The sequence below is a fragment of the Polaromonas sp. P1_H6 genome (assembly GCF_056405195.1).
Window position 1 is genome coordinate 1 of sequence record NZ_JBFUCN010000033.1, and the last position, 24,261, is coordinate 24,261.

Below are 24,261 nucleotides of genomic sequence, written 5' to 3' on the forward strand. Positions count from 1 at the left end.
TGAACCGAGCACCGCAGGTTGCCCGTAGCGCAGCGAAGGGACGCAGCAACCAGGGTCGCCTTTTCTTTTGCTTACTTTTCTTTTGGCGAAGCAAAAGAAAAGTGAGTAGCCGCCGGGCTACCCCCGGCCAGCAACACTCAGCAGAGGGCGAGGGCGCGGAAAGCCGGCACAAGACCCGGCTAGGCATCCCCCAGCCCGATGGGAGCCGGCGCCTCCCTCACGATGCGCGAGAAGAGCCGGTCGTACACCGGGTCGGCCGCCTGCCGGCTGGCCAGCGGATCGCGGTTCTGCAGGAAGTCCGCGTCCAGTTCCTTCCAGTCGGCCTCGCCCAGCACCTTTTCCGCCTCCGGCAGGATGACCGATTCTTCCAGCCGCATGTGTTCCAGGTAGAACTCCACATAGCGTTTGCAGTGCAGCTCAAAAGCTGGCTTGCGCGGCTCGCCCAGCAGTTCCCAGGCCAGCAGCAGATGCTGCAGTTCGCGCACGGCCTTCTCACCGTTCATGTGGTCGCGCTCCAGCCGTTCCACGATGGGCATGACCGCCGGCGCCAGTCGCACCACGCGCGGGAACAGCAGGTTCGATTCTTTGGGGTGGTGCAAGCGCTCGGGAAATTCATCGATGTAGAACAGCATGGCCCGCAGCACGTCGAAGAATCTCTGCGCATGGTCGCCCGGGCCGCGCGCCACCATCATGAGCATGGAGCGGAGCATGGCGGAAAGGGATGCGTGCTCATCGAGGATGATCTGCACGCTGGCATGTTTATGGATGGCGGCCTCCGGCGGGTGGGGTACTCCGCCAAGAATGCCTGAAACACCGCCGTCGGCCTTGACGAAGATCAAGCGCCGCGCATCCGCTCCGCAAATTTCAGGATTCGCCGGAATCTCCGGATCGGTCCGGCCGCGGAATCTTCTTGAACTTGATCAGCCGGTTGGTCTCAATCTTGTCTTTCTTCACCTGCCGCTCGGCATCGAGCAACCGGCCGGCGGCCAGCCATTCCGCGTATTCGGCGGGCGTCTCCAGCGTGATGCGCCCCAAAGTGGCGCCGCGGAATTCGTAAATCACGATCTCGGCGGCTTTTTGCAGGTTGACCCGGCCCTTGGACAGCACCGCGCCGCGCTTGCGGCCTATCTCTTCGAGCAGCTGCTCGTCGGTGATGCCGGGCGTCACCTCCACCTTGTAGCGCGCCTCCAGCAAGCCGGGGTAGTGCTTGATGAGGTAGTCGAGCAGCTCGAGCGCCACCTCTTCCTCATCGAAGGCATTGCGGCCGATCGCGCCGCTGGCGGCCAGGTTGTAGCCGCTCTTGGCAACGATGATGCGCGGCCACAGCATGCCGGGCGTGTCCCATAGGTAAAAACCATCGGCCAGCACCAGGCGCTGCTCGACCTTGGTGATGCCGGCTTCGTCACCGGTCTTGGTGGCGCGCTTGCCGGTCAGGGTGTTGATGAGTGTGGACTTGCCGACGTTGGGAATGCCGCAAATCAGCACCCGCATGGGCTTGACCATGGTGCCGCGCGTGGGCGCGAGCCCGTGGCAGGCGTCGATGAGGCGGCGCGCGGGCGTGGTCTCGCTGGCGTCCAGCTCGATGGCGCGGGTGTTGGGCAGGCTGTTGTAGTGGTCCAGCCACAGCGGCGTGCGCGTGGGGTCGGCCAGGTCGCGTTTGTTGAGCACCTTGAGTGCGGGCTTGCCGCTGGTGAGTTCGGCCAGCATGGGGTTGGCGCTGGAGCCGGGCAGGCGGGCGTCGAGCAGCTCTATGACCACATCAATTTCCTTGATGCGCTCGCTGATGGCTTTTTTGGTCAGGTGCATGTGACCGGGAAACCACTGGATGGCCATCTGGATCGTTTCTTTCTTGGGTTCGGGGGTTGGCGGGCATGAGCGCCGTGGCGATGCCCTATTGTCGCCGCTGCGGCCCCGGTGCCGCCATGCCGCAAAATACGCGGCGTCCTACGCCTGATTTGTTGCCTGAACTGTTAATAAGTGATTAATCGGCCCTCGGCACGATCAGTGCCTGCCGCCCCACGGCCCCGCCCACCCCAAGCAAACCCCGATAGAGGATTTTCCGTGCACCTGCTGCTGGTAGAAGACGACGCGATGCTGGCCGAAGCGGTGTGCGACGCCGCGCGCCAGATCGCCTGGACGGTGGACCACGTCGGCGACGCCACATCCGCCCGCCTGGCGCTGGTCGACCATGTCTATGAAGCCGTGCTGCTGGACCTGGGACTGCCCGGCGATTCGGGCCTGACGGTGCTGCGGGCCCTGCGCGGGCGCTACGACGTGACGCCGGTATTGATCCTGACGGCGCGCGGCCAGCTCAGCGAGCGCATCCTGGGGCTGGACGCGGGCGCCGACGACTACCTCGTCAAGCCCTTCCAGGTCGACGAACTCTGGGCGCGGGTGCGCGCCGTGATACGCCGCAGCCAGGGCAAGGTGGTGCCGGTGCACACTTACGGCGACATCAGCCTGGACCGCAGCAAGCGCGCGGTGACGCGGGCCGGCGCGCGCGTGGCCCTGAGCGCGCACGAATACCGCACGCTGCTGGCGCTGCTGGAGCGCCCCGGCCACGTGGTCACGCGCGACCACCTGGAAGACGTGGTCTACGGCAGCACCTCGGCGATTGAAAGCAATACGATCGCCGTGTTCATCCATCAGCTGCGCCGCAAGCTGGGCGAGCACCTGATCACCACCGTGCACGGCCAGGGTTACATGATCGGCGAGGCCAAGCCGTGAAGTGCCGCTTCGCCGCGTCGCTCAAGGGCCGCGTGCTGGCGGTGCTGGGCCTGGCCATCACGCTGTGCTGGGCGGTCGCGCTCAGCGTGCTGCTGGTGTACACCCTGCGCGGCCAGGGAAGCCATTGGGACAGCAAGCTGCAGGCCATAGGCACCAAGATACTGATGGCCATTCCCAGCGGCGCGAAGCTCAAACCCTCCTTCAGCCACGGCCTGCAATTGCGTGACGAGAACATACCGCGCGACGTCAACCTGACCTTCCAGGTCTGGACGAACCGCAAGGAGCTGATCGTGCGAGCGCCGGATTCACCGCGCGTCCCGCTGCTGCCGTCCTTCCAGGACGGTTTTACCAGCGCCGCCGTCAACGGCGAGCGCTGGCGCATCTTCTCGGTGTCCGACAGCACCGGGGAGGTCAGCGTGCAGGTGGCCGTGCGGCACAGCGTGATCGACCAGGAAATACGCCACAAGATCTTTGCGATGATGGGCCTGACGACGCTGCTGCTGACCGTGGCGGGCCTGCTGATGTGGTTCGCGGTGGGCAAGTCGCTGCGCCCCCTGACGGCGCTGGAAGCGGCCGTGCGCAGCCGCCGCAAGTTCGACCTCACACCGCTGCCGGTGGCGCAGCTGCCCACCGAGATCCGCCCGCTGGTCAAGTCCTTCAACCACCTGCTGGACCAGCTGGACCAGGCCATGCAGGGCGAGCGCCGCTTTATCGGCGACGCGGCCCATGAACTGCGCACACCGCTGTCTGCGCTGCAGGCGCAGGCCCAGGTGGCCTTGCGCGCCTCCACGCTGGCCGACAAGGACGCCGCCCTCGTCAAGCTGCTGGCGGTGGTTGAACGCAGCACGCGCCTGTCCGACCAGTTGCTGGACCTGGCGCGCATGGACGCAGGCGTGAACGCGCCGCAGAAAAGCCTGGCCGACCTCAGCGAGCTCATCCTGTACGTGAGCCAGGAGTTCGACATGCAGGCGCAGCAGCAGCGGCGCGCCATCATCCTGGCGCTCACGCCCTGCCCGATTGAATGCGATGTCGACGAGATCGGCATCCTGCTGCGCAACCTGCTGGACAACGCGCTGCGCTACACACCCGAGGGCGGTCGCGTGAGAATCAGCTGCGGCTACCGCCAAGCGGCCGGCCGGGACCAGGTCTGCCTGGAGGTGGCCGACAACGGCCCGGGCGTTCCCGAAGCCGAGCACCAGGCGATCTTCCGGCGCTTTCACCGCGTCGCGGGCAACGGCGGCCGCGGCAGCGGCATAGGCCTGTCGCTGGTGGCCGGCATCGCGCAGCTGCACGAGGCCGCCATCGAGACCGGGACCGGGCTGGACGGCAGGGGCTTCAGCGTGCGGATTCTGTTTCCGCTGCCGGCAGCAACCGCCGGCTCAGGTGGGGATGGCGTGGCGCCTGCGCAACCGGCTTAGCGTTCGTATCCAGCCACGCCAGGCAATTTTCTTCACAAGGTAGAGCGTGTGGGTTTGCATGCTTCATGACTCCTTCAGATTGCGGGCCGCCGATTGAAGTGCAGGGCCGCGGCCCGGTCTGGGCCCTGCGAGCTCTGCGCTACTTAGAAGCGATAGAGGTAACCGACGCGCACACCCGTCTGGCTGGATTTGTCGACAAGGGGGCTGTCCTTGATGCTGGAACCGAGTTTGGTGGTGCTCAGGTCCAGAAAGACGCTTTGCCGAGGCGCGATCGCATAACCCACACGCAGCCCGGCCTCCAGGTTGACGGCCGAGCTGCCCTGGTAAAAGGGCCGGCCGGCGCGCACTTCGGCTGCATTCACGCCGTAGTAATAAGACACGTATTTGTCGTCGAGCCGGGTCGCGGACAGGCGCGGCGTGATGTCGAAGCTGCCGGCCTGGAAGCGGCGGTCCACGGTCAGCTTGAGCTTCGTGCCCTTGCTGTTGCCCGAGGCATCGCCCAGCAGTTCAGCCGAGAGGTTGGCGACGTCGTTGCGCCAGATCGCCGCGCCGCCCAGCCAGATGCCGTCCTTGCGCTCGTCCATGCCGGCCAGGAAGGGTGAATCGGAAGCCTCATAACCTTCCATCGAGTAACGCGCGCGCAGGCGGAAGGACACCGGGCCGGCCGAGGGCAGCTTCAGGTCGGCGGAGAGGCCGGAGAGGCTGATCCATTTGCTTTCATAGGTGAGCAGCGGGAGCAGTTTGGTCTTGTTGTCAAAGTCGCGGTAGGGCTTGCGCTCCGCGCCGACGCCGACGCCCAGGCCCCAGGAAGAGGCCTCCTCGGCCTGGCCCTGTACGGCTTGCTGCTGGGCTGCGGCTGGTTGCGCGAAGGCCGCCAGCAAGAAAAGCGAGAACAGCGGGAGCGAGGCTTTGGCCGCCGCATCGCCGGGCTTGGCGGCCATTGGCTTCACGGCGGGCTTGGCGCGGGTCGATGCGGACTTTTCGGCGGATCGCGATAGGCGAGAGGTCATCTTCAGTTTCTCCAGGTGGTTAAGCTGGAACGGATCATGCCGACGCGAATTTAAGGACTTCTTAGCGCTATTAAGAAATCGTTAAGCGCGGCTGCTCCAGCACGGGAGCCGGCCGCGCCGCGGGTCATGGGCCTGTTACATCCAGGTCCGGCGTGATGAAGGACAATCGGGGAATCGCGGCGCCAAATCTGGCAGATCCGCCGGAACGCACAGCAGGGCCATCGAGCGCCCCTGCAACCCATCCACTTATCGAGCCCCTCATGCCCCTGCCCGCCGCACCTGACCAGAAACCCGTGATTCCCGCTCGCCGCCTGGCCGCTTCCGCCCTCAAGGCCAACAACGAACTGATGATCAAAGGCGTCCTCTGCGTGCTAATAGGCCTGGGCGTGCTGGTCTCGCCCTACTTCATCAGCTCACCGGGCATGCAGGGCATCGTGGCCAAGTCCTCACTGGTGGGCTGGTTCGCGCTGGTGCTGGGCTGCGCCTTCATCGGCCTTTACGCCCGCCGGCGCATGGCGGCGGCGGCCAAGGCCTGACATTTCCCCGGGCCGATGCCGGACAACACCGACCGCGACGCCGCGATGGCGACGTTCGCTGCCTTGCAACGGCGTGCCGCCGAAGCCGGCATCACGCTGCGTCAACCACCTTCCGAGCCCGACAGCTGCTGCGGCCGCGGCTGCAACGGCTGCGTGTGGGAGGGCTGGTATGAGGCTGTGGACTATTGGCGCGAAGAGGCGCTCCTGAAGCTGGCCGATTAAACGGCCGCGCGGCCCAGCTCGCCGAACATTTCGCCCTGGCGGAACAGCACGGGCGCCGGTTGCACAAGCTCCAGGCGCCGGCCTCGCGCAGCATGACGACCTTCGGCTGCCTGGCTCCGGCGTCGCCCAGCATCGCTTCAGGCGTGCCCTGCTTGTGCTCAACCTGTGGGTGCCGCTGGGCGCTAACGGTATCATGCGAGCCTGCAGAAGTTAAACAAAAACATGACTACAAGGTAATCGGATGGGCGGGCTTCGTCTTTTATTGGCACTCATGGTGGCAATCAAACATCTTGAGTTGCGGCAGCCATTGTTTGACTCGCGATTCGCAGTACAGATGTTTTTCTTGATCTCTGGCTTTTATATGGCCATGGTCTGGAATGAGCGTTACCGCCACTATAAAAATCCCGTGCGTTCGTTCTACATATCCAGAGCACTGCGGATCTACCCCGTCTATCTCCTTGTCCTGTTAACGACGATTCCAATCGCCTGGTACGGCCTCATCCAAGGTTACGAATCCCCTTTAGTCGCCCCCATAGATGCACCTTTGACCGGATGGGCGTGGGCTTTTGTTTATGTCCCCCAAATCACATTGTTTGGGATGGACTTTCAGATGTTTGCATACCGAATTGCGGATGGAACTTTGCAACTAACCAGTGATGTTCGTAGCCACCCCTTACCTTGGCTTCTTCACTATCAATTTGTCCCACAGGCCTGGACGCTGGCCTGCGAACTGACTTTCTATCTGATTGTCCCGTTCGCTATCCTCCGTTGGAGAGTAGCCGCTGCATTATTTGTCCTGTCTATTTTGTCGCGGGTAATCTTCTGGACTTATCACTCATCGCAAGAGGCATGGGGCACGGGATTTTTTCCATTCGAGCTTGCACTTTTTTTGGCTGGATCGCTGTCTTACACCATCTGGACCCATTTAAAGGAAAAAGTACTGAAAGCGTTCAGTTCCAGATTTTCCGTAGCGCTGGTGGCCATGTCTCCGATTTTGATGGCTCTATCTTTCAATGTCATTCACAACAAGTTGGGCGAAGCCGCGTATTGGGTTTGCTACGCTTATGCGGCCCTGACTATCCCTCTGCTGTTTGAGTGGTCGAAGCATTCGGTACTTGACAAGCAACTTGGGGAGTTCTCTTTCCCCGTCTACATCTCCCATTTTTTAGTGATTGATGCTCTTTTGTCAGTTGGGATTAACCGCCCCCCACTACAGGTGTTGCTTTTCACTTTCCTGCTCAGTATTTTGCTTGTTGCGGTCCAAAGGAAGATCGATGCTTATCGCACATCGTTAAATCGAAAAGCTGCAGTTTGTTGAAACGGCACCGCATACCAATAAATCATCCGTCCTTTTCAATAGGCGTCCGAGGTTTCGATCTTCTTTTGCGCCTGGACGGACTCCTCGGTCAGCACGGCAAAGCGGGCAAGCTCGTCCGCGCCCAGGGGCTGGGCCTGCAGAAGGGCCTGCGTTTGCAGGGACTGCGCGCGCGAACTTGACGAAGGAGTTGTCGTGCTTGCCGGCCATGGCCGCCAGCACGCGGGCCGAGGGCAAGGTGGAGGGGTCGAGCAAGGCGGCGCTGGCGGCGGTCAATGTGTCGCTGTATTGCGTGCCGCCGTGCGCGGCGTCCAGGGCGGCGGCAGGCAGTGCAGCAGGAACACATCGAGGAAACGCATGGTCTGCGCGTTGATGCCGACCGGCTCGAAMGGGTCCAGGTCCACGCGGGGCCGTCGCCGGCGTCGCGCTGCGTCAACCACCTTCCGAGCCCGACAGCTGCTGTGGCCGCGGCTGCAACGGCTGCGTGTGGGAGAACTGGTATGGGGCCGTGGACTATTGGCGCGAAGAGGCGCTGTTAAAGCTGGCGGACCAGGCTGAAGCCTGCCAGCTCCCGGCGGGCCCTTCGCGAGCGCCTCTGCAAAGTCCCCCGCATAGGAGATTCCAATACCCTCATCGAAACTTCCTGCTTGAGCCGGCTGCGGATCGCCCGCACCATCGGCATCCTGTTCAACCACCTTTTACAGGATCAAAGTGGATACATCATTGAGGGGCAGTCATGTTGTGGTCGTCGGGGGCAACTCGGGCATGGGCCTGGCCCTGGCGCAGGAACTCCTGACCCAGGGCGCGGCGGTCACGGTAGTCGGAAGATCGCTTGCCAAGCTGGAAGCGGCGCGCGAGCAGCTGCGGGCCCACGGAACACCGCAGCTTCAACAGGCCGACGTAACCTCCGAGCAGGAAGTGCAGACCCTGTTCGAGCGTATCGGCCGCCTGGACCACCTGGTCTGCACCGCCGCCGATATCGGCGGCTCTTACGTCATGCTGCAATCGCTGGAGCGTAGTGCGCTGGAGCGCGCCATGAATTCAAAAATCCTGGCCCCTATCCTGCTGGCCAAATACGCGTCACCCCGGTTGCCGGCGCGGGGATCGATGACTTTCGTGTCCGGTATCGCGGCGTACCGCCCCAGGCCCAAAGGCGTTGCGGTCGCGGCGATCAACGCGGCCCTTGAAGGCGTTGTGCGCGCGATGGCGGTTGAACTCGCGCCCATCCGGGTCAATGCGGTTTCGCCGGGGTGGGTTAGAACGCCGATCTGGGAAGACGTTGCCGGCCCTGACGCCGACCAGATGCTGGCCGCTATGGCGCAGCGCCTACCTGTGGGGCGTGTCGGCACACCCGAGGACATCGCCCACGCCATGGTCTTCCTGCTGGGTAACGGCTACACCACGGGGACCGTGCTGCATGTCGACGGTGGGCATCGCCTGGTCTAACCCCGGTATCCGCGCCCGCAACATCCCAACGAAGGCCGACACGTGAAGAGGCTCGCGCCGATGCGTCCTGGCGGGCCTGACCAGACACACCGGCAGGTCCCGAATGGCGCCGTCCAGGCGCACAGCCCTGACACCGGCGCCGGGCAAGGCGCTTCTGAAGGCCAGCCGCGGCAGCACGCAAACGCCGAGCCCGGCGGCCACCATGCCAATCAGGCTCCGAACGCTTTCCGCTTCAAAGCTGATACCGGGCATGTCCCGGTCTGATGGCAAAAGCGCATCCAGGTAAGCGCGGTAGCTGCAACCCGGCGTTGTCGCACCCAGCCTCTCTTCAGCGAAATCGTGGATGGAGACGCTTTGGCGCCGGGACAAGGGGTTCCCCGACGGCACGACCAGCACGGGCTCGTCACGGCTGAGAATTTCGCTGGTCAACGAGGCGGTGTGCGCGGGCAACCCATGCAGCAGGCCGAGATCCGCCGAACCGTCCTTGACTGTTGACAGGGTGTCCGTCGAGTTCCGGGTCAGGAGCGTCAAGCTGACATTGGGGTAGCGTTGGGCGTAATCGGCCATGACCGGCGTAAAAACCGTGAGGGTGAGCGTCTCAGGCGCAACCAGTGTGAGGCTCGCCGCGGTGGCCGCTGCATCGCCCTTCACCGCGTGAAGGGTGTCATCCGCCATGGCCAGCAGTTCGCGCGCCCGCGTCAGGAGCTTGCCGCCGGCGTCCGTCAGCGCCAGCGCGTTGCGTTGCCTGGCGAAAAGGGGGCGGCCGACGGCATCTTCCAGCGCGCGGATCTGCTCGGTCACGCTGGGCTGCGTTAGATGCACTCGCTCCGCCGCGCGGGTGAAGCTCAGCGTTTCGGCCGCGGCGACGAATGTCCTTAACTGTCTAAGCTGGAACATGGCAACTTCCGTCGCAGAGGCGGTTTCTCAGCAGTCATATGGACGCCATCCGGCTGCGCCGCTCCGAAGCGTAATCAGATGGCCACGGCCTCGCGGCCCGGCATGCCCAGGCGCTCGGCCGAGACATACTGCTGCCGGTAAATCTCGAAGGGCATGGTGTCCGAGGCTTCGATCTTCTTTTGCGCCTGGATGGACTCCTCGGTCACTACGGCAAAGCGGGCAAGCTCCTCCGCGCCCAGGGGCTGGGCCTGCAGAAGGGCTTGCGTTTGCAGGGACTGCGCACGCGCAAACTTGACGAAGGAGTTGTCGTGCTTGCCGGCCATGGCCGCCAGCACGCGGGCCGAGGGCAAGGTGGAGGGGTCGAGCAAGGCGGCGCTGGCGGCGGTCAATGTGTCGCTGTATTGCGTGCCGCCGTGCGCGGCGTCCAGGGCGGCGGCGCCGACCGGCTCGAACGGGTCCAGGTCCATCAGGCGCACTTCGATGTATTCGACGCCGCGCTCGCGCAGCGCATGCAGCGGGCGCTCGCCGGGATGGATGACGCGCTTGGGGCGGATGGTGCCGTAGAACTCGTTTTCGATCTGCAGCAGCGTGGTGGCCAGCTGGTTGTAGTCGCCGCCCGGGTTGCGGATGCCGACAGCCTCGTAGGCCGGGTAAGGCCGGGTCAGCGCGTCCTGCAGCGAGGCGCCGTAGCCGTCCAGGCTGTTGTAGCTGACGGCCAGAGAGGCCTGCGCATCGCTCTGGTAGCCCAGCCGACCCATGCGCAGCGAAGTGCCGTGCGGCATGTACATGGTGCTGTCGCTCAGGGTCTGCAGCTCATGCTGGCGGCCGGCGACAAAGGTCGAACACACGGCGGGCGAGGCGCCGAACAGGTAGAGCAGCAAAAACGCCTGGCGGCGGAAGTTGCGGATCAGCGCGAAGTACTGCTCGCTGCTCACGTCGGGCAGCGACCAGTTGTAGTGGATGCCCGAAATCGTCTGCATGCGCCGCCCGTAGCGGTGCGACAGGCCCATGCGGTAGACGCTCTTGGCGCGCCCGACGTTGGACGAGCCGAAACGCGCGATCGGGATGGTTTCGTCGGTCGGCAGGCCGCAGGGCATGCTGGAAACCCACAGCATCTCGTCGCCCAGCGCCTTCATGGTGCTGTAGGTGAACTGGTGCAGTTGCGTGAGTTCCTGCAGTGTGGCTTCGGGGCTTTTGTGGGCGCCTGTGACCAGTTCCACCTGCGACTCGCTGAAGTCGGTGGTGATGGTCGGGTGCGTGAGGGCCGAACCCAGGGCGGCGGGATGCGGCGTGAGGGCCAGGCCGCCGCCGGGCTGGGCGCGCAAGCTTTCCTTCTCGATGCCGCGGCGCATGCCCTTGAGCCGGGCGGGGGTGAGCGCTTTCAGGCGGCCCTGTAGCGCGCCCGCAGGCGCCTGCAACTTGGTCATATCGTCATTCCCCCAGGTTCTTGAATTGGCGTGGAAGTTATCACAGCCCGCCGCTTTACGCTGGCACGGGCGGGCTTGCCAGCACAGGCCGGGTGGGGTCTGGCGACCCCGCCGGCAGGCCGGCCGGATTTCGGCCATGCATCTCCGTTTCGGGCACAAATCCACACTTTAGCCATTTGGATGTGGAAAGCGAGCGACGCCTTCCCGCCAACTTGTTGAAACTTCCTTGACTTGTCAGTCAAGCTGGACGACGATAAAAAACATTCAGTAACACCTCTGTTTTCACTTCATACGCTTCCAGACTCACCGGTTTTTCGAGGGAAGAGTTGGGGTCAAACTGCGAGGAGCCGCACCAAAAATGAAAAATTTGATAACCAAACTGTTTGGCGGGTCACCTCATGGGACCTCGGCCAAACGCCCGCCCGCTTCCAGCCGGGACAACCCGCTGACCATTGAAGACGGTTCGGACAACGCCACGCGCCGCCAGCTGGTGCAGGTGCTGCTGCGCGACGCGCTGCGCAAATACGGCATTCCGCCGCGCTGGATCGACTGCCAGATGCTGCTGGTAAACAGCCGCAGCAGGGGACCGGGCATGTATGTGCGCCTGGTCGTGCGGGAATGGGACGCCCGCCTGATGGACTACGCCTTCGCGTTCCAGAATGCGCTCATGGTCGAGATCACCCGCTTTGAGCCGCAGGCCAGCCAGTGGCTGCACGGCATTTCATGGCAGCTGGACGTGGCGCAAACCTGCCCGCACCGCAGCATGCCCGACAAATCCTTTTGGGCCGACCCGGTCGTCCCCCCAGTCCGGCCGGTCCGCCCCGCCCAGCCCCTTGTCCAGCCCATCGCTCCATTGTTCGAACCCATGAGCGCGGCCACTGCGGCAGCCGCCGCAGCCCCCATCCTCGCGTCGCTGGGCCAGGCGCAGGCGCCACAGGCTGAGCACACCACGGCGGCCGCATCCGCCGAAGCGGCCGCCCAGCGCGCACCCGCGGCGCCTGATGGCGACGCCATGAAGGATCTTGAGCGCCTCTTCCGCATCCGTGACCAGGAACTGGGCATGCGGGCTGATGGCAACCCTGCACCCGTCGGCTACGAAGCCACGCAGCCTTCGCCGCTGTAGGAACGGCCAGCCCGCCGCATCCATGCGGCGCGCCGGCAAAATTCGCGCAAAACCGTCGCCGCTCCACGGCGCCATGACGTCGCGCACTATTTTCAGCAATCAAAGTCCAGCGGCGGACAATTGACCCGCGCATACGCGGCGGCCTCCAGTACGGTCCAGATGTTCCCAAAAAACATCCAGACCCGCCGCCATGAATTTGCAGCACCAGGCTGTGGCCGCCCCCGTCGCGACCCCATCCAAAATCCCCCGCAGACCCCCTTCACGAACCAAGCCACCGGGCACCGGCGCGCACCGCTTTGCAGCGCACCCGCTTCCGCGCGGTATTACCCTGATCGAACTGCTGGTGGTCCTGGCCATCATCGCGATTGTTGCGGGCTTTGCGATTCCCTCTTTCCTTGGATTGGTCGCCAGCACCCGGATCTCCTGGACTGTCAACGCCTTCGTCTCTGACACCCGCTATGCACGCGGCGAAGCCATGCGGCGCGGGAAAACCGTCACCCTCTGCAGAAGCGCCGATCCGGCGGCCAAGCCACCCAAGTGCTCCACCGGAACCGGCCTTGCCGCCGGCGGCTGGAAGGAAGGCTGGGTCGTTTTTTGGGACGAAGACGGCGACGGCGCATTCGACAGCGCCATCGACACCGTGGTTCGGGTGCAGGAGGCTTTCGCGAACACCGGCAATTTTCTGGCGGTCAACAATGCGGGTAGCCCCGTCAACAACCGCAACCACATCAGCTACGACGCCACCGGCCGAGCCGTGGGCCTGCAAAGTCGCTGGCTGGTGCAGGCGCCAGGCTCGCTGGGCAAGAACAGCAGCTACACCCGCACCCTGTGCATGAATATAGTGGGCCGGGTGCGCGTGCAGGCCGGCGAAGCCGCCTGCGCATAGGTATCGGGCTGCAGCGCTGCCTCGCCCCTGCGGCGCGGCAGCGACTGGTGTACGCTAGGCCGATGAGCCCTCCCTCTCCATCCACCGCCCCCACAAGCAACGCCCCCGAGGCCGCCTCTTCCCTCATCGATTCCCGCTATGCCGTGATGCGGCTGATGGTCACGCTGGCCATCATGACGGTGGGCGCCTGCGGCATGTATGTGGTGGCCGTGGTGCTGCCCGCGGTGCAGGCCGAGTTCGGCGTCTCGCGCGCCGATGCGTCCATTCCCTATACCTTGCTGATGATCGGTTTCGGCGTGGGCGGCGTGATGATGGGGCGCCTGGCCGACCGCTTCGGCGTGATGGTGCCCCTGCTGATTGGCGCGTGCGGGCTGGGCCTGGGTTTTGCGCTGGCGGCCATGGCCACCAATGTGTGGATGTTCTCGCTGGCGCATGGCCTGCTGATCGGCTTTCTCGGTTCGGCCGCCACCTTCGCGCCGCTGCTGGCCGACACCTCCCTGTGGTTTGTGCGCCGCCGCGGCTTCGCGGTGGCGGTCTGCGCCAGCGGCAACTACCTGGGTGGTGCAATCTGGCCGCCCATCGTGCAGCACTTCGTGGAAAGCGTGGGCTGGCGGCAGACCTACCTGGGCCTGGGCATTTTCAGCTTTGTGGCCATGGCCTCGCTGGCCCTGCTGATGCGCAAGCGACCGCCGGTGGCCGTGGCCTCCAGCGTTGGCAACAGCGCCCTGGCGGCCACGACCAGCAGCATGCCTTTCGGCCTGACGCCGGGCTCGGCGCAAACACTGCTGTGCGTGGCCGGCGTGGCCTGCTGCGTGGCCATGGCCATGCCGCAGGTGCACATCGTGTCGTACTGCACCGACCTGGGCTACGGCGCGGCGCGCGGCGCCGAGATGCTGTCGCTGATGCTGGCGTGCGGCGTGGTCAGCCGCCTGGTGTCCGGCGCGATCTGCGACCGCATAGGCGGGCTGCGCACGCTGATGCTGGGCTCGGTGCTGCAAGGCATCGCGCTGCTGCTGTTTTTGCCCTTTGACGGGCTGGTGTCTCTTTACGTCATTGCCGCGCTGTTCGGCCTGTTCCAGGGCGGCCTCGTGCCGGCTTACGCCATCATCGTGCGCGAATACTTCGAGCCCGCCGAGGCCGGCGCGCGCGTGGGCACGGTGATCATGGCGTCCTTGCTGGGCATGGCGCTGGGCGGCTGGATGTCGGGCAAGGTGTTCGACCTGACCGGCTCCTACCACGCGGCTTTTCTGAACGGCGTGGCCTGGAACCTGCTGAACTTCAGCATCGCATTTTTCCTGCTGTGGCGCGTGCGGCGCATGGCGCGGGATGCGCGAGGCGCGCAGCCGGCCTGAGCGTTTGTCCTTTTTAGGCCAAGACCTTTAACAGCCACTTCTCGAGGTCGACGATCTCCTGCGGGCACACCGAGTGCTCCATGGCGTACTCATGCCATTCGACGGGATAGCCCATGGCCGTGAGCGCATCGCGCGTGGCGGTGGCGCGCGGCAGTACGACCACGCCGTCGCGCGTGCCGTGGGCCAGGAAAATCGGCACATCCTGGTTGACGGCGCTGCGCTCGGCGGCGGTCTTGTCGGCCAGCGGCAGGTAACCTGACAGCCCTGCGATGCCGGCCAGCCGTTCGCCGTGGCGCAGGCCCGTCATCAAGGCCATGGCACAGCCTTGCGAGAAGCCCGCGATCACGATGCGGCTGGCAGGAATGCCGCGCGATGTTTCATGGGCAATCAGTGCCTCGATGTCGGCCTGCGACTTGCGCAGCCCGGCCTCGTCCTGCCGGCTCACCAGGTCGGCGCCCAGCAGGTCGTACCAGGCCGGCATGACGTAGCCGCCGTTGATGGTAACGGGGATGGACGGCGCGCTCGGGAACAGGAAACGCACATCACCCACGCTGGAGAGATTGAGCTGCTCGGCGATCGGCAGGAAGTCGCGCCCGTCGGCCCCCAGGCCGTGCATGATCAGGATGGTGGCGGTGGGCTTGTCGCCGGTCTGGGCTTCAATGACTTCGAGGGACATGGGTGGCGGGTCCAGGTGATTTAAGGAGCATGGGGTTTGAACACGGCGGGCTTGCGGCTGCAAGCAAACCAGTCGGGATTTTAGGCGCGTCTTCCCGAGCCCTTTCTACGCTTAAGGCCGGCCTAAGCCGACCCGCGAACAATGGTTTCCAGCGGCATGGAACACCCGGCGCGCAAAGCCTGATACGGTGTGACGACCCTTTTTGCGGAAGGAGCCTGTTGAAATGAAAACCTTGACACGCAAGGCCACCTCTGTGGCCGTCCTCGGTGCGCTGGTGACCCTCGTAACGGGCGCTGTGCTGGCCCAGGCCAGCGCGCCCTTGCCGCCGGTGCAGACCAGCGGCCCGGTTGAATACCTGAGCGGCGGCATAGGCGCCGACGAATCCGCGGCGATGCGCCAGGCCAGCGCGCAGTGGCCGCTAGCGCTCGAATTCGCCATCCAGGACAAGCAGCGCGCCGACTTCGCCGCTGACGTGAAGGTGCGGATACGCGACGCCCGGGGCCAGGAAGTTCTTCAAGCCACGTCCGAAGGCCCCTTCCTGTTGGCGCGGCTGGCACCAGGCAGTTATGCCGTGGAGGCCACACTGGCCGGCCAGACCCTGCACCGGAAAGTGGACGTGAAGGCGGGTCAATCCTCCAGGGAAGTGTTTCTCTGGGCCGCGGGCGCGGATAAAACCAGGCCGTGACACGCCGGACCTGATCATTCTGAAAAGGCAAACCATGCGCACCCTCACCGAACTGGTACGCGCAATAGACGACGGCACGCTGCAGGATGCCGAAAAGCGGCACCTGCTGGCGGCGGCAACCGGTATCGCCGCCGGCGCCGGCCTGCTGGCCGCGGCCTACCCCTTCGCGGCCAGCCTTGCGCCCTCTGAAGCGGCGCGCGCCGAAGGCGGGCCGGTGCTGGTGGATATTTCCACCTTGGCGACGGGCGAACTGCGCACCGTCGCCTGGCGCGGCAAACCCGTCTGGCTGATGCGCCGCAGCGATGACATGGTGCGCGCGCTGCAACAGCCCAACCCGGCGTTGGCGGACCCGCAGTCCAAGCGCTCCGAGCAACCGAAATCATGCGCCAACCCGACCCGCTCCGAGCGCCCGGAACTCCTGGTGGCGATCGGGGTGTGCACGCACCTGGGCTGCTCCCCGAGCCTGCGCCTGGACGACAGCGCGCTGAACGCCGAGTTGCATGCGCCCGGCGGTTTTTTTTGCCCCTGCCACGGCTCCCGCTTCGATCTGGCCGGCCGCGTGGTGAAAAACGTGCCGGCACCGACCAACCTGGAGATCCCCGACTACCGCTTCATCGGTGATTCCCAGCTGCAGATTGGCTAGCCGGCGCTGCGGGCAACCGCCCTTGTGAGCAGTCTCGCGGCTTGCTAGTATCTGGCGTCAGCATCTTCTGACGCAGCCTGGAGATTCGCATGAAACTCATCATTGCCGCCGTGGCACTTGCCACTTCCTCACTGGCTTTTGCCCATAACTGCCCCAACGAGATGAAGGCCATAGACGCCAAGCTGATGACCAACCCCAAGCTGTCGCCCGCCGACATGAGCAAGGTCAAGGAACTGCGCGCCGATGGCGAGAAGTTCCACAAGGAAGGCAAGCACGACGACTCGATGAAGGCGCTGGGCGGCGCCAAGAAGATTCTCGGGATCTGAGCCACACGGGCGTTCATCACAGCGCCCCCGATAATTCCCCTGCCGACCGCCATCGCCGGGCGGTCCCCAGGAGAAACCAGCATGACATCTTTCCCGGGCCTGGGCTACTACCAGGTCGACGTGTTCACCCATGAGGCACTGGCCGGCAACGGCCTGTCGGTCTTCCTGCCCGAAAGCCCGCTGCCGGCGCGCGCGATGCAGCGACTGGCGGTGGAGATGCGGCAGTTCGAAAGCATTTTCATCACGCCCGACGGTCCCGGCAGCCGCTTCGAAGCGCGCATCTTCACGATGGAGGAAGAGCTCGACTTCGCCGGCCACCCGCTGCTGGGCGCGGCCGGCCTGCTGCATCACCTGCATGCCGCCGGGCAACCGGCCGCCGACTGGACCCTGATGCTGGGCACGCGCGCGGTCGCCCTCAGCACCACGCGGCTGGAGGGCACTGCTGCCACCTACAACGCCCGCATGAACCAGGGCAAGGCCACGCTACAGGCCCCGCTGGGCCGCGCCGAAAGCCAGGCCTTTCTGGCCGCGCTCAACCTCGAGGCCTCGCAGCTGGACATCCGCTTTCCGCTGCAGGTCGTGTCGACCGGCCTGCCCTACCTGCTGGTGCCCGCCGCGGGCGGACTGGACCGCGCGCGCGTCGTGCACCCGGCCTTCGAGGCATTGCTGGCCACCGTGGGCGCCAAGTTTGCCTACGTGCTGGACGTGGCGGCGCGCGAAGGCCGCACCTGGGACAACGCCGGGCTGGTGGAAGACATCGCCACCGGCAGCGCGGCCGGCCCTGTGGGCGCCTACCTGCTGCAGCACGGCGCGGCGGCGGCGGGCGAGCTCATCACGCTCAAGCAGGGACGCTTTGTCGGGCGCCCCAGCAAGATCACCGTGCAGGCCAATGCGACCGGTGAAATCCTCGTCAGCGGTGGCGTCGTGGTGCTGGCGCGCGGGCAACTCCTTTAAGAGCGGCTCCAGGTCGAAGAGGTACATCTGCGGCGCCGCGGACTGCGTACTTCCAGGCAAGTTGCGGCATGATGGCGCTGCCGGCACCGCGACAAAGGCTGCCCCAGGAGGAAAACCATGAACATCTGCATACACCTTGCTTCGGCGCAGCTGCGCGGTCTGCTCACCGCCGGGGCTGCGGCCCTGGCGCTGCTGCTTGGCGCCGCGCCGACGCAGGCCGCACCGTTTACGGCGGCGGACGAAAAAAGCGTGCGCGGCGTGATCGAAAGCCAGCTCGCCGCGTTTGCCAAAGACAACGCGGCCAAGGCATTTTCATTCGCCGCACCCAATGTGCGTGAAGCCGTCGGCAACGCCGCCGGTTTCATGGCGATGGTGCGCAGGGACTACCCGGTCGTGTACCGCCCAGGCTCGGTGGCATTCCTGAAAGCCGAGGGCAAGGACGACCAGGCCATCCAGCGTGTGCAGATGACGGATGCCGGCGGCGCTTCGTGGCTGGCGGTCTACAGCCTGGAGCGGCAACGAAACAAAGCGTGGCGCATCACCGGTTGCGCGGTGGTCGAAAACCGGAACCGCATGACCTGATGCACGGACGCCGGCTCAGTGTCGGCGCCCCCGTTGGTAGAGCGCCGGCATGGGTCAGCGCCCAGGCAGGCGCCGCCGCGCCGTCGAAACTGCCGCTGCAGGATGGCTTCCTCGCGACAGGGAGTCGATACACGGTTTACAGCGGGTTACCCGCGCGGACCCCGCCAGCGGCTAAGGTGGCCGGTACTGCTGCGTTGCGGCACTTCGGAAGCCACCATGAACATGCCTGCCAGCTCACTTGAACTCCCACGCCTGCCGGTTGAACCGGCTTCACCGTCCCGCAGGGAAGGCCTGCCAACGCCGCGCCAGGCGCCGCTTCAGGGCGCCACGCTGCCCGGAGAATCGCCACTCAAAGTCAGGACCCGCTGCCCCGGCTGCCTTTCAGGCTCCCTGTCCCTTGTCTACCAGGAGCCGTACACCGGCGCGGGTATCCAGGCGTATCTCGCAAGACACTATGAAGGCCATGCGTCCGCCACAGCCGACGCGGGCGTCTATGCCCTCGCCCGCTGCGACCATTGCGGCCTGGTCTTCCAGCAACAGGTGCCCAACGACCCCTTGCTCGGCGAAATCTACAACGACTGGGTTCCGGGCACCGAGCTGGAGCGCGAACACCGCAACTACAGCCTGGACGAATACCGCTACCTCGCCGAGCAGGTCCAGTTCATCATCCAGCACTTCGGGCTGCCGCCGGGTGATCTCGACATGCTGGACTTCGGCTTCGGCTGGGCACACTGGTCGAAGATGGCCATGGGCTTCGGCTGCAATGTGTGGGGTGTTGAATTGTCCGAGGAGCGCGCCCGCCATGGCCGGTCCGTCGGGCTGCGGGTCGTCGGCCTGGGCGACCTGCCGGCCAGGAGGTTCCGTTTCATCAATACCGAGCAGGTCTTCGAACACCTGACGGAACCCCGGCTGGTGCTCGAAAAACTGCGCGACGCGCTGTCGGGCGACGGCGTCATCAAGATCAGCGTTCCCGATGCGGCGGCCGCGTTGAAAAAAATCAGCCAGGGGAAAAATTTCGGCGCGCTTTCAGCCGGCGACCAGATGCCGATCGCCCCGCTGGAGCACATCAACGCGTTCAGCCACGATTCTCTGGTGGCCTTCGGCAAGGAGTTCGGCCTCAAGCCGCTGCACCCCAGCTTTTACCGGCTCTACAACAGCGCCTCTGGGATGCTGCAACCCAAAAACCTGGCACGGGTGCTTGCCCGCCCCCTCTACCGGCACGTCTTCCCGCAGACAACCTTCGTCTACTTTGTGCGGGCTTAGAGCTCATTTTAGTTACATATAGAAACAATTAGCGGAGCAAGCGTTCCACGCAGCGCAAACGCGGTATGAGTCCTTCGGGCAGGACGTGACGTTGAGACTGACGCGCGACGATGAGGCAGCTTCCCCTCTGAGACTTCCCATTTTGACGCGTACAAAAAGACAGCGTTCAATTCATGTTTTCATGAAAAAGTTCCGGTTTTAAAAGTTCATCCGCTTGACTTGGGGACGGGGTTCGCGGACATTGTTAACACCTTGTAACATATGACGCCGACCCTCTGGCCCAGCGTGAAACACGCCCTGCCAGCCGGCCGGCGCCACAACACGATGCCCGCACATCATGAAACTCAACCAGCTCTTTGGAACAAAAAGCGAACCTGCAAGGACCGTCGGCGCCAGCCTCCCTGAATCGGAGGGTTCTCTCCCCGGCGAAGAGAATTCCGCCCTTGCCTTGCGGCGGCAGCTCATCCAGGTGCTGTTGCGCGATACCGCCCGGCGGGCGGGCATCCCGTCGCAGTGGCTGGACTGCCAGATGTTGCTGACCTCCAGCCGCCACGGTGAAGGCATGCACGTGCGCATCATCATGAAACACTGGGACCAGCGCCTGCTGACCTACGCGGTGGCGTTCGAGAAAGCCCTGATGGCCGACCTCAAGCGTTTTGAGCCGCATGCCGATGACTGGTTGCATGGCATTTCATGGCAGCTGGACGGAGGCGCCAGTTGCCCCCACCAGAAGCTGCCCGACCCCAGCGTGTGGACGCAAGCCCACTGACGCAAGGCCGTCGGCAGGCGCCCATCCGCGGGCGCCTGCGATAAATTTCAATAGCTTCCGATGTAGTCCTTCTTGCCCACTTCCACGCCGTTGTGGCGCAGGATGGCGTACGCCGTGGTGGTGTGGAAGAAGAAATGCGGCAGGCCGTAGTTGAGCAGGTAAGACTGGCCCGTGAAGCGCTTTTCCTTGGGCGTGCCGGCCTGCGTGACGATCTCGCGCGTGGCGGCTTCGTCAAACTTCGCCGCACCCAGTCCCTCGATGAAGGCCAGTATGCTGTCTATGCGCGCCTGCAGTTCGGCAAACGTGGTTTCCTTGTCTTCGATTTTTGGCACTTCCACGCCGGCCAGCCGGGCCGACACGCTCTTGGCGAAGTCGCTGGCCACCTGCACCTGGCGCAGCAAGGGAAACATGTCGGGGAAAAGGCGCGCCTGCAACAGCGCGTTGGGGTCGATGTTCCTCGCGGCCGCGTGGGCCTCGGCCTTGGCCAGGACGCCCTTGAGGCCGCCCAGCATCTGCTTGAAAACGGGAATGGAGGTGGTGTAGATGCTGCTGGTCATGGGGAAATGCTTTCTGTGAGGAGTAAATGGCCGGGGCGGCGCATGCCGCGAGACGCATTCTCGCCGGGTTCAGCCGCAGCCGCTTTCCGGGCGCCGGGTACCCGCAAATGCCGCCAACGTTTTGCGCGTACTTTTACATCCGGGTACCGGACAGCGCTTTTATGCTCATAAAGACGTAGGACGCCATCGCGACACGCACTCTGCGTACGCAGAAACTCCTAATATCAATATCAGTAAGCCATGGCTGCACCCCGCAGCCGGCGCTACCAGCGTGAGGTACCCATCATGTTCACCCTCCCCAAAACCCTTGTTGCCCTGGCGGCCAGCAGCGCCATCCTGCTGTGCGGCGGCCCCGCCTTCGCGCAAACCACCAGCAACCCCGAAGGCGCCCGGCTGGCCGCCAACTACAGCGCCTTCGCCGGCTCACCGGAAAACGCCCGCTCCATGGTCAACGGGCTGCGCACCGGCACCGCCATCACCCTGGGGCCCAGCCTGACCGGCCCCAACGCCACGGCGCCCGCCGCCAGCCTGTCGCCGTCCACCGGCAAGATGGGCTACGGCAACGTCAACATCGCCATCTCGCTCGCCAAGACCTCGCTGGCGCAGCAAGGCATCAGCAATCCGACGCCGGGGCAGCTCTCGGCCGCACTGGGCGGCGTGCTCGGGCAAAGAAGCGAGGGCATGGGCTGGGGGCAGATCGCCAAAGGCATGGGCGTGACGCTGGGCTCGGTCGTCAGCGCTTCACACACCGACAAGAGCGGCAAGGCATCCAGCCATTCCGCCAAGGCAGACAGCGTTGCCAAAGCCGACATCGCGGGCAAGGGCCTGGGCACCGGCAAAGACGCCGGCCATGGTGGCGGCAAGGGCAACGGTAACGGCGGCGGCAATGGCGGAGGCAACGCGGGCGGCAACGGAGGTGGAAACGGCGGTGGTGGTGGCGGTGGCGGTGGTGGCGGCGGGAAAAAATAAGACTGCCGGCAAGCGCCCACACCTTCCCAGCCACTCCTGGCTGCACAACACCGCTGCATCACCCGATCCGGCGGTTTTTTTTTGCCCGGGCGTAGCCAGCGGCCCGGACAGGATGGCGTGCGCGCAAAATAGTATGCTGTCATACAATTTTCCGGCAATGCCCTCGCCCTCGCTATTCCTCCGGCCGCCGCCGTTCTGAAACCACGGCATCGCGCCGCACCACAAAGGCCCACCATGAATGCCCCCCTTCCCAACGCCACCCGCAGCGCCGTGCAGGCCGCCGACCTTGCCGCCCTGCCGCTGATTGAAAAATGGGTGTCTTTTGCCTCCGTCTCCCGCGACAGCAACCTGCCCCTGCTCGACTGGACGCAGGCGAAGCTTGAAGCCCTGGGCATTGAATGCCGCCGCACCTATGACGACAGCGGCAAGAAGGCCAACCTCTGGGCCACACTGCCCGCCGAAAACGGCGAAACCAGGCTGGGCGGCCTGGTGCTGTCGGGCCACACCGACGTGGTGCCGGTCGACGGCCAGCCCTGGGACACCGACCCCTTCGCGGCGCAAATCATCGGCGACAAGCTCTACGGCCGCGGCGTGACCGACATGAAGAGTTACGGCGCGACCGCGCTCATGATGGTGCCCGAGCTGCTCAAGCGCAAACTCAAGCGCCCGGTGCACCTGGCCTTCAGCTACGACGAGGAGGTTGGTTGCATAGGCGTGCGCCGCATGATTGCCGACATGGTGGACCAGGGCTACAAACCCGCCGGCTGCATCGTCGGCGAGCCCACCGGCATGCAGGTGGTGATCGCGCACAAGGGCAAGCACGCCTACAAGACCTCGGTGCGCGGCTTCGAGGCGCACTCCTCGCTCACGCCGCTGGGCGTCAACGCGGTGGAGATCGCCTGTGAATTCGTCGCCCACCTGAGATCCATGCACCGCCGCCTGGTGGCCGAAGGCCCCTTCGACCCGATCTACGACGTGCCGCACACCACCATTCATACCGGCGTGATCGCCGGCGGCACCGCCCTCAACATCATCCCGCGCGACTGCGACGTGACCTGGGAGATTCGCCACCACCACATGAATTCGCCGGTCGAACTGTTCAACGAGGCCAAGGCCTTCGCCGACAGCCTGGTCCCGGCCATGCAGGCCGTGGCGGCCGATACCGGCATCACACACAAGCTCAACTCCGTGCTGCCCGGCTTCGCGACGGAAGCCGACAGCGAGATCGCCCGGCTGTGCTTCAAGTGCGCCGACGTTGATTCGAGCTCGGGCGCTGGCAAGGTGTCGTTTGGCACGGAAGCTGCATTGTTCCATCAGGTCGGTGTGCCGACCATCGTGTGCGGCCCCGGCCACATCGCGCAGGCACACCAGCCCAACGAATGGGTCACACTCGACCAACTCGCCTGGTGCGAGCGCTTCATGCGCCGCCTGGCCGATGAAATCTGCGTGAACTGAAAACCTGATCCGAACCGCAACCACCCTTCACCCGAAAGAAACCATTCCATGATGCAACGCCGAGATTTCCTGGGCACCGGCCTGGCCCTTGCCGCAGGCGGCGCCCTCGCCCAGTCCAATGCCAAGATCGCGCGCATCGTGGTGCCTTTTGCGCCGGGCGGCGTGCAGGACTTGCTGGCGCGCGCCATGTCCACCGAGCTCGGCCTGGCGCTGGGCCAGACCGTCATCATTGAAAACCGGCCCGGCGCCGGCGGCACCGTGGGCACGGCCTTTGTCGCCAAGTCGGCGCCCGACAGCGGCGCCATGGTGCTGGGCGCGGCCAGCCACAACATCGCCGGCACGCTGTACACCAAGCTCAGCTACGACCCGCAAAAAGACTTCGCCCCCATGGCGCACATCGGCACCGCCGACTACGTGCTGATGATCCACCCCGACGTACCGGCCAGAACCGCCGCCGAGTACATCCGTTACGCCAAGGCCAATCCCGGCAAGCTCAACTACGCCACCGCCGGCGTCGGCAGCGCCACGCACCTTTCAATGGCCTACTTCAACGGCCTGGCCGGCATCGATGTGGTGCACGTGCCGCTCAAGGCCACGGGCGAGGCGATCAACGAAGTGATCTCCGGCCGCGCCCATGCCGTGATCGCCGCCAGCATAGGCGCGCTGGCCTTTGCCAAAGACAGCCGCATACGCCTGATCGGCGTGACTTCGCCCAAGCGCTCCAAATATTTGCCCGATGTCCCCACCATCGCTGAAAGCGGCCTGCCCGGCTACCAGTTCGATTCATGGTTCGGACTGCTGGGCCCCGCCGCCACACCGGTGGGCGAGGTCAACCGCGTCAACGCGGCCATGGCCAAGGTCCTCAAAGACCCGGTGGTGCTGGAGCGCCTGGACAAGCAGGGCATCGAGCCACTGGCCATGAGCAACGCCGACTTCGCGAAGCTGCTGGCGGTCGACTACAAGCGCATGGCGGAAGTCGTCAGGGCCTCGGGCGCCAAGGTCGAATAAACGGCGAAGCGGCGC

The 24,261-nt window shown here is 64.9% G+C and carries 27 protein-coding genes and 1 pseudogene; 20 read left to right on the forward strand and 8 right to left on the reverse strand.

Going from position 1 to position 24,261, the window contains the following annotated elements:
* Nucleotides 1-179 precede the first annotated feature (179 nt).
* Complete coding sequence (locus tag AC1D1F_RS21830; protein WP_477697428.1) at nucleotides 180-767, reverse strand: hemerythrin domain-containing protein; 588 nt, start codon at nucleotides 765-767, stop codon at nucleotides 180-182.
* A 97-nt stretch (nucleotides 768-864) separates the two neighbouring features.
* The gene (gene ylqF, locus AC1D1F_RS21835) at nucleotides 865-1,833 is read right to left on the reverse strand and encodes a ribosome biogenesis GTPase YlqF (protein WP_477697427.1); all 969 of its coding nucleotides are present in this window, start codon (nucleotides 1,831-1,833) and stop codon (nucleotides 865-867) included.
* 228 nt (nucleotides 1,834-2,061) lie between these two features.
* On the opposite strand from ylqF, the gene AC1D1F_RS21840 reads away from it, so the two are divergent.
* Both AC1D1F_RS21840 and AC1D1F_RS21845 read left to right on the forward strand, forming a co-directional pair.
* Nucleotides 2,062-2,727, forward strand: a complete 666-nt coding sequence (locus tag AC1D1F_RS21840) for a response regulator transcription factor (protein WP_477678091.1) — start codon at nucleotides 2,062-2,064, stop codon at nucleotides 2,725-2,727.
* Nucleotides 2,724-4,145, forward strand: a complete 1,422-nt coding sequence (locus AC1D1F_RS21845) for an ATP-binding protein (RefSeq protein WP_477697426.1) — start codon at nucleotides 2,724-2,726, stop codon at nucleotides 4,143-4,145. Before AC1D1F_RS21840 ends, AC1D1F_RS21845 begins: the two co-directional genes overlap by 4 nt.
* A 143-nt stretch (nucleotides 4,146-4,288) precedes the next feature.
* Here AC1D1F_RS21845 and AC1D1F_RS21850 read toward each other — a convergent pair whose 3' ends face one another.
* Nucleotides 4,289-5,155: a MipA/OmpV family protein gene (locus AC1D1F_RS21850; protein WP_477700831.1), complete on the reverse strand. Its 867-nt coding sequence runs from the start codon at nucleotides 5,153-5,155 to the stop codon at nucleotides 4,289-4,291.
* A 260-nt stretch (nucleotides 5,156-5,415) separates the two neighbouring features.
* On the opposite strand from AC1D1F_RS21850, the gene AC1D1F_RS21855 reads away from it, so the two are divergent.
* From AC1D1F_RS21855 to AC1D1F_RS21865, 3 genes are all read left to right on the forward strand, one after another.
* Entirely contained in the window at nucleotides 5,416-5,691 is a 276-nt protein-coding gene (locus AC1D1F_RS21855; RefSeq protein WP_477678088.1) for a hypothetical protein, read from the forward strand.
* Between the two features lie 15 nt (nucleotides 5,692-5,706).
* Nucleotides 5,707-5,913 (forward strand): oxidoreductase-like domain-containing protein, encoded by a 207-nt coding sequence (locus AC1D1F_RS21860; protein ID WP_477678087.1) that lies wholly within the window; start codon nucleotides 5,707-5,709, stop codon nucleotides 5,911-5,913.
* 241 nt (nucleotides 5,914-6,154) lie between these two features.
* The gene (locus AC1D1F_RS21865) at nucleotides 6,155-7,231 is read left to right on the forward strand and encodes an acyltransferase family protein (protein ID WP_477678086.1); all 1,077 of its coding nucleotides are present in this window, start codon (nucleotides 6,155-6,157) and stop codon (nucleotides 7,229-7,231) included.
* Nucleotides 7,232-7,500: 269 nt separating this feature from the next.
* Here the strand turns inward: AC1D1F_RS21865 and AC1D1F_RS21870 are convergent, their stop codons facing one another.
* Complete coding sequence (locus tag AC1D1F_RS21870; protein ID WP_477700832.1) at nucleotides 7,501-7,632, reverse strand: hypothetical protein; 132 nt, start codon at nucleotides 7,630-7,632, stop codon at nucleotides 7,501-7,503.
* An 11-nt stretch (nucleotides 7,633-7,643) separates the two neighbouring features.
* Between AC1D1F_RS21870 and AC1D1F_RS21875 the strand changes: the two are divergent.
* Together AC1D1F_RS21875 and AC1D1F_RS21880 are read left to right on the forward strand one after the other, a co-directional pair.
* Nucleotides 7,644-7,775: pseudogene (locus AC1D1F_RS21875) on the forward strand (oxidoreductase-like domain-containing protein); the annotation flags it as partial.
* Nucleotides 7,776-7,951: 176 nt separating this feature from the next.
* Nucleotides 7,952-8,674 (forward strand): SDR family oxidoreductase, encoded by a 723-nt coding sequence (locus tag AC1D1F_RS21880; RefSeq protein WP_477700833.1) that lies wholly within the window; start codon nucleotides 7,952-7,954, stop codon nucleotides 8,672-8,674.
* Here AC1D1F_RS21880 and AC1D1F_RS21885 read toward each other — a convergent pair.
* Nucleotides 8,555-9,571: a LysR family transcriptional regulator gene (locus tag AC1D1F_RS21885; protein ID WP_477679055.1), complete on the reverse strand. Its 1,017-nt coding sequence runs from the start codon at nucleotides 9,569-9,571 to the stop codon at nucleotides 8,555-8,557. The genes AC1D1F_RS21880 and AC1D1F_RS21885 overlap by 120 nt on opposite strands.
* A gap of 74 nt (nucleotides 9,572-9,645) precedes the next feature.
* Nucleotides 9,646-10,998: a glutamate--cysteine ligase gene (locus AC1D1F_RS21890; RefSeq protein ID WP_477700834.1), complete on the reverse strand. Its 1,353-nt coding sequence runs from the start codon at nucleotides 10,996-10,998 to the stop codon at nucleotides 9,646-9,648.
* A 358-nt stretch (nucleotides 10,999-11,356) separates the two neighbouring features.
* Here AC1D1F_RS21890 and AC1D1F_RS21895 point away from each other — a divergent pair, with 358 nt between their 5' ends.
* From AC1D1F_RS21895 to AC1D1F_RS21905, 3 genes are all read left to right on the forward strand, one after another.
* Nucleotides 11,357-12,121, forward strand: coding sequence for a hypothetical protein (locus AC1D1F_RS21895; RefSeq protein WP_477696878.1), 765 nt, complete (start codon nucleotides 11,357-11,359; stop codon nucleotides 12,119-12,121).
* A 190-nt stretch (nucleotides 12,122-12,311) separates the two neighbouring features.
* Nucleotides 12,312-13,007, forward strand: coding sequence for a GspH/FimT family pseudopilin (locus AC1D1F_RS21900; protein WP_477678067.1), 696 nt, complete (start codon nucleotides 12,312-12,314; stop codon nucleotides 13,005-13,007).
* A gap of 62 nt (nucleotides 13,008-13,069) precedes the next feature.
* The gene (locus AC1D1F_RS21905; RefSeq protein WP_477678066.1) at nucleotides 13,070-14,359 is read left to right on the forward strand and encodes an MFS transporter; all 1,290 of its coding nucleotides are present in this window, start codon (nucleotides 13,070-13,072) and stop codon (nucleotides 14,357-14,359) included.
* A gap of 13 nt (nucleotides 14,360-14,372) precedes the next feature.
* Here the strand turns inward: AC1D1F_RS21905 and AC1D1F_RS21910 are convergent, their stop codons facing one another.
* Nucleotides 14,373-15,035: an alpha/beta hydrolase gene (locus AC1D1F_RS21910; RefSeq protein ID WP_477700835.1), complete on the reverse strand. Its 663-nt coding sequence runs from the start codon at nucleotides 15,033-15,035 to the stop codon at nucleotides 14,373-14,375.
* Between the two features lie 223 nt (nucleotides 15,036-15,258).
* On the opposite strand from AC1D1F_RS21910, the gene AC1D1F_RS21915 reads away from it, so the two are divergent.
* The 7 genes from AC1D1F_RS21915 to AC1D1F_RS21945 all read left to right on the forward strand — a co-directional run bounded on the left by AC1D1F_RS21915 (nucleotide 15,259) and on the right by AC1D1F_RS21945 (nucleotide 20,257).
* A complete protein-coding gene (locus AC1D1F_RS21915) occupies nucleotides 15,259-15,720 on the forward strand; it encodes a carboxypeptidase regulatory-like domain-containing protein (protein WP_477678064.1) in 462 nt (153 codons plus the stop codon).
* Between the two features lie 34 nt (nucleotides 15,721-15,754).
* Nucleotides 15,755-16,363, forward strand: coding sequence for a ubiquinol-cytochrome c reductase iron-sulfur subunit (gene petA / locus AC1D1F_RS21920; RefSeq protein ID WP_477678063.1), 609 nt, complete (start codon nucleotides 15,755-15,757; stop codon nucleotides 16,361-16,363).
* An 89-nt stretch (nucleotides 16,364-16,452) separates the two neighbouring features.
* Nucleotides 16,453-16,689 carry a hypothetical protein gene (locus tag AC1D1F_RS21925; RefSeq protein WP_436153857.1) on the forward strand — a complete coding sequence of 79 codons (237 nt, stop codon included), beginning with the start codon at nucleotides 16,453-16,455 and terminating at the stop codon, nucleotides 16,687-16,689.
* 81 nt (nucleotides 16,690-16,770) lie between these two features.
* On the forward strand, nucleotides 16,771-17,643 hold the full coding sequence (locus AC1D1F_RS21930; protein ID WP_477696880.1) for a PhzF family phenazine biosynthesis protein: 873 nt from the start codon (nucleotides 16,771-16,773) through the stop codon (nucleotides 17,641-17,643).
* 117 nt (nucleotides 17,644-17,760) lie between these two features.
* Nucleotides 17,761-18,225, forward strand: coding sequence for a DUF4864 domain-containing protein (locus AC1D1F_RS21935; protein ID WP_477675814.1), 465 nt, complete (start codon nucleotides 17,761-17,763; stop codon nucleotides 18,223-18,225).
* Nucleotides 18,226-18,441: 216 nt separating this feature from the next.
* Nucleotides 18,442-19,488, forward strand: a complete 1,047-nt coding sequence (locus AC1D1F_RS21940; RefSeq protein ID WP_477675815.1) for a class I SAM-dependent methyltransferase — start codon at nucleotides 18,442-18,444, stop codon at nucleotides 19,486-19,488.
* A 337-nt stretch (nucleotides 19,489-19,825) separates the two neighbouring features.
* Nucleotides 19,826-20,257: a hypothetical protein gene (locus AC1D1F_RS21945; RefSeq protein ID WP_477675816.1), complete on the forward strand. Its 432-nt coding sequence runs from the start codon at nucleotides 19,826-19,828 to the stop codon at nucleotides 20,255-20,257.
* Nucleotides 20,258-20,304: 47 nt separating this feature from the next.
* Here AC1D1F_RS21945 and AC1D1F_RS21950 read toward each other — a convergent pair whose 3' ends face one another.
* Nucleotides 20,305-20,814, reverse strand: coding sequence for a DUF1993 domain-containing protein (locus AC1D1F_RS21950; protein ID WP_477675817.1), 510 nt, complete (start codon nucleotides 20,812-20,814; stop codon nucleotides 20,305-20,307).
* A gap of 285 nt (nucleotides 20,815-21,099) precedes the next feature.
* Here AC1D1F_RS21950 and AC1D1F_RS21955 point away from each other — a divergent pair, with 285 nt between their 5' ends.
* The 3 genes from AC1D1F_RS21955 (at nucleotide 21,100) to AC1D1F_RS21965 (ending at nucleotide 24,246) form a co-directional block, all read left to right on the forward strand.
* A complete protein-coding gene (locus tag AC1D1F_RS21955; RefSeq protein ID WP_477675818.1) occupies nucleotides 21,100-21,783 on the forward strand; it encodes a hypothetical protein in 684 nt (227 codons plus the stop codon).
* Between the two features lie 234 nt (nucleotides 21,784-22,017).
* Nucleotides 22,018-23,238, forward strand: coding sequence for an acetylornithine deacetylase (gene argE, locus AC1D1F_RS21960; protein WP_477675819.1), 1,221 nt, complete (start codon nucleotides 22,018-22,020; stop codon nucleotides 23,236-23,238).
* A 48-nt stretch (nucleotides 23,239-23,286) separates the two neighbouring features.
* Entirely contained in the window at nucleotides 23,287-24,246 is a 960-nt protein-coding gene (locus tag AC1D1F_RS21965) for a tripartite tricarboxylate transporter substrate binding protein (RefSeq protein ID WP_477675820.1), read from the forward strand.
* Nucleotides 24,247-24,261 lie beyond the last annotated feature (15 nt).

What these genes read in the sequence shown, in the direction of transcription:
- AC1D1F_RS21940 (WP_477675815.1), top strand. Translation starts at nt 18,442, where the DNA reads ATGAACATGCCTGCCAGCTCACTTGAACTCCCACGCCTGCCGGTTGAA.
- AC1D1F_RS21915 (WP_477678064.1), top strand. Translation starts at nt 15,259, where the DNA reads ATGAAAACCTTGACACGCAAGGCCACCTCTGTGGCCGTCCTCGGTGCG.
- AC1D1F_RS21930 (WP_477696880.1), top strand. Translation starts at nt 16,771, where the DNA reads ATGACATCTTTCCCGGGCCTGGGCTACTACCAGGTCGACGTGTTCACC.
- AC1D1F_RS21910 (WP_477700835.1), bottom strand. Translation starts at nt 15,035, where the DNA reads ATGTCCCTCGAAGTCATTGAAGCCCAGACCGGCGACAAGCCCACCGCC.
- AC1D1F_RS21925 (WP_436153857.1), top strand. Translation starts at nt 16,453, where the DNA reads ATGAAACTCATCATTGCCGCCGTGGCACTTGCCACTTCCTCACTGGCT.
- AC1D1F_RS21865 (WP_477678086.1), top strand. Translation starts at nt 6,155, where the DNA reads ATGGGCGGGCTTCGTCTTTTATTGGCACTCATGGTGGCAATCAAACAT.
- AC1D1F_RS21850 (WP_477700831.1), bottom strand. Translation starts at nt 5,155, where the DNA reads ATGACCTCTCGCCTATCGCGATCCGCCGAAAAGTCCGCATCGACCCGC.
- AC1D1F_RS21855 (WP_477678088.1), top strand. Translation starts at nt 5,416, where the DNA reads ATGCCCCTGCCCGCCGCACCTGACCAGAAACCCGTGATTCCCGCTCGC.
- argE (WP_477675819.1), top strand. Translation starts at nt 22,018, where the DNA reads ATGAATGCCCCCCTTCCCAACGCCACCCGCAGCGCCGTGCAGGCCGCC.
- AC1D1F_RS21935 (WP_477675814.1), top strand. Translation starts at nt 17,761, where the DNA reads ATGAACATCTGCATACACCTTGCTTCGGCGCAGCTGCGCGGTCTGCTC.
- AC1D1F_RS21955 (WP_477675818.1), top strand. Translation starts at nt 21,100, where the DNA reads ATGTTCACCCTCCCCAAAACCCTTGTTGCCCTGGCGGCCAGCAGCGCC.
- AC1D1F_RS21860 (WP_477678087.1), top strand. Translation starts at nt 5,707, where the DNA reads ATGCCGGACAACACCGACCGCGACGCCGCGATGGCGACGTTCGCTGCC.
- AC1D1F_RS21965 (WP_477675820.1), top strand. Translation starts at nt 23,287, where the DNA reads ATGATGCAACGCCGAGATTTCCTGGGCACCGGCCTGGCCCTTGCCGCA.
- AC1D1F_RS21945 (WP_477675816.1), top strand. Translation starts at nt 19,826, where the DNA reads ATGAAACTCAACCAGCTCTTTGGAACAAAAAGCGAACCTGCAAGGACC.
- AC1D1F_RS21950 (WP_477675817.1), bottom strand. Translation starts at nt 20,814, where the DNA reads ATGACCAGCAGCATCTACACCACCTCCATTCCCGTTTTCAAGCAGATG.
- petA (WP_477678063.1), top strand. Translation starts at nt 15,755, where the DNA reads ATGCGCACCCTCACCGAACTGGTACGCGCAATAGACGACGGCACGCTG.
- AC1D1F_RS21895 (WP_477696878.1), top strand. Translation starts at nt 11,357, where the DNA reads ATGAAAAATTTGATAACCAAACTGTTTGGCGGGTCACCTCATGGGACC.
- AC1D1F_RS21900 (WP_477678067.1), top strand. Translation starts at nt 12,312, where the DNA reads ATGAATTTGCAGCACCAGGCTGTGGCCGCCCCCGTCGCGACCCCATCC.
- AC1D1F_RS21885 (WP_477679055.1), bottom strand. Translation starts at nt 9,571, where the DNA reads ATGTTCCAGCTTAGACAGTTAAGGACATTCGTCGCCGCGGCCGAAACG.
- AC1D1F_RS21905 (WP_477678066.1), top strand. Translation starts at nt 13,070, where the DNA reads ATGAGCCCTCCCTCTCCATCCACCGCCCCCACAAGCAACGCCCCCGAG.
- ylqF (WP_477697427.1), bottom strand. Translation starts at nt 1,833, where the DNA reads ATGGCCATCCAGTGGTTTCCCGGTCACATGCACCTGACCAAAAAAGCC.
- AC1D1F_RS21890 (WP_477700834.1), bottom strand. Translation starts at nt 10,998, where the DNA reads ATGACCAAGTTGCAGGCGCCTGCGGGCGCGCTACAGGGCCGCCTGAAA.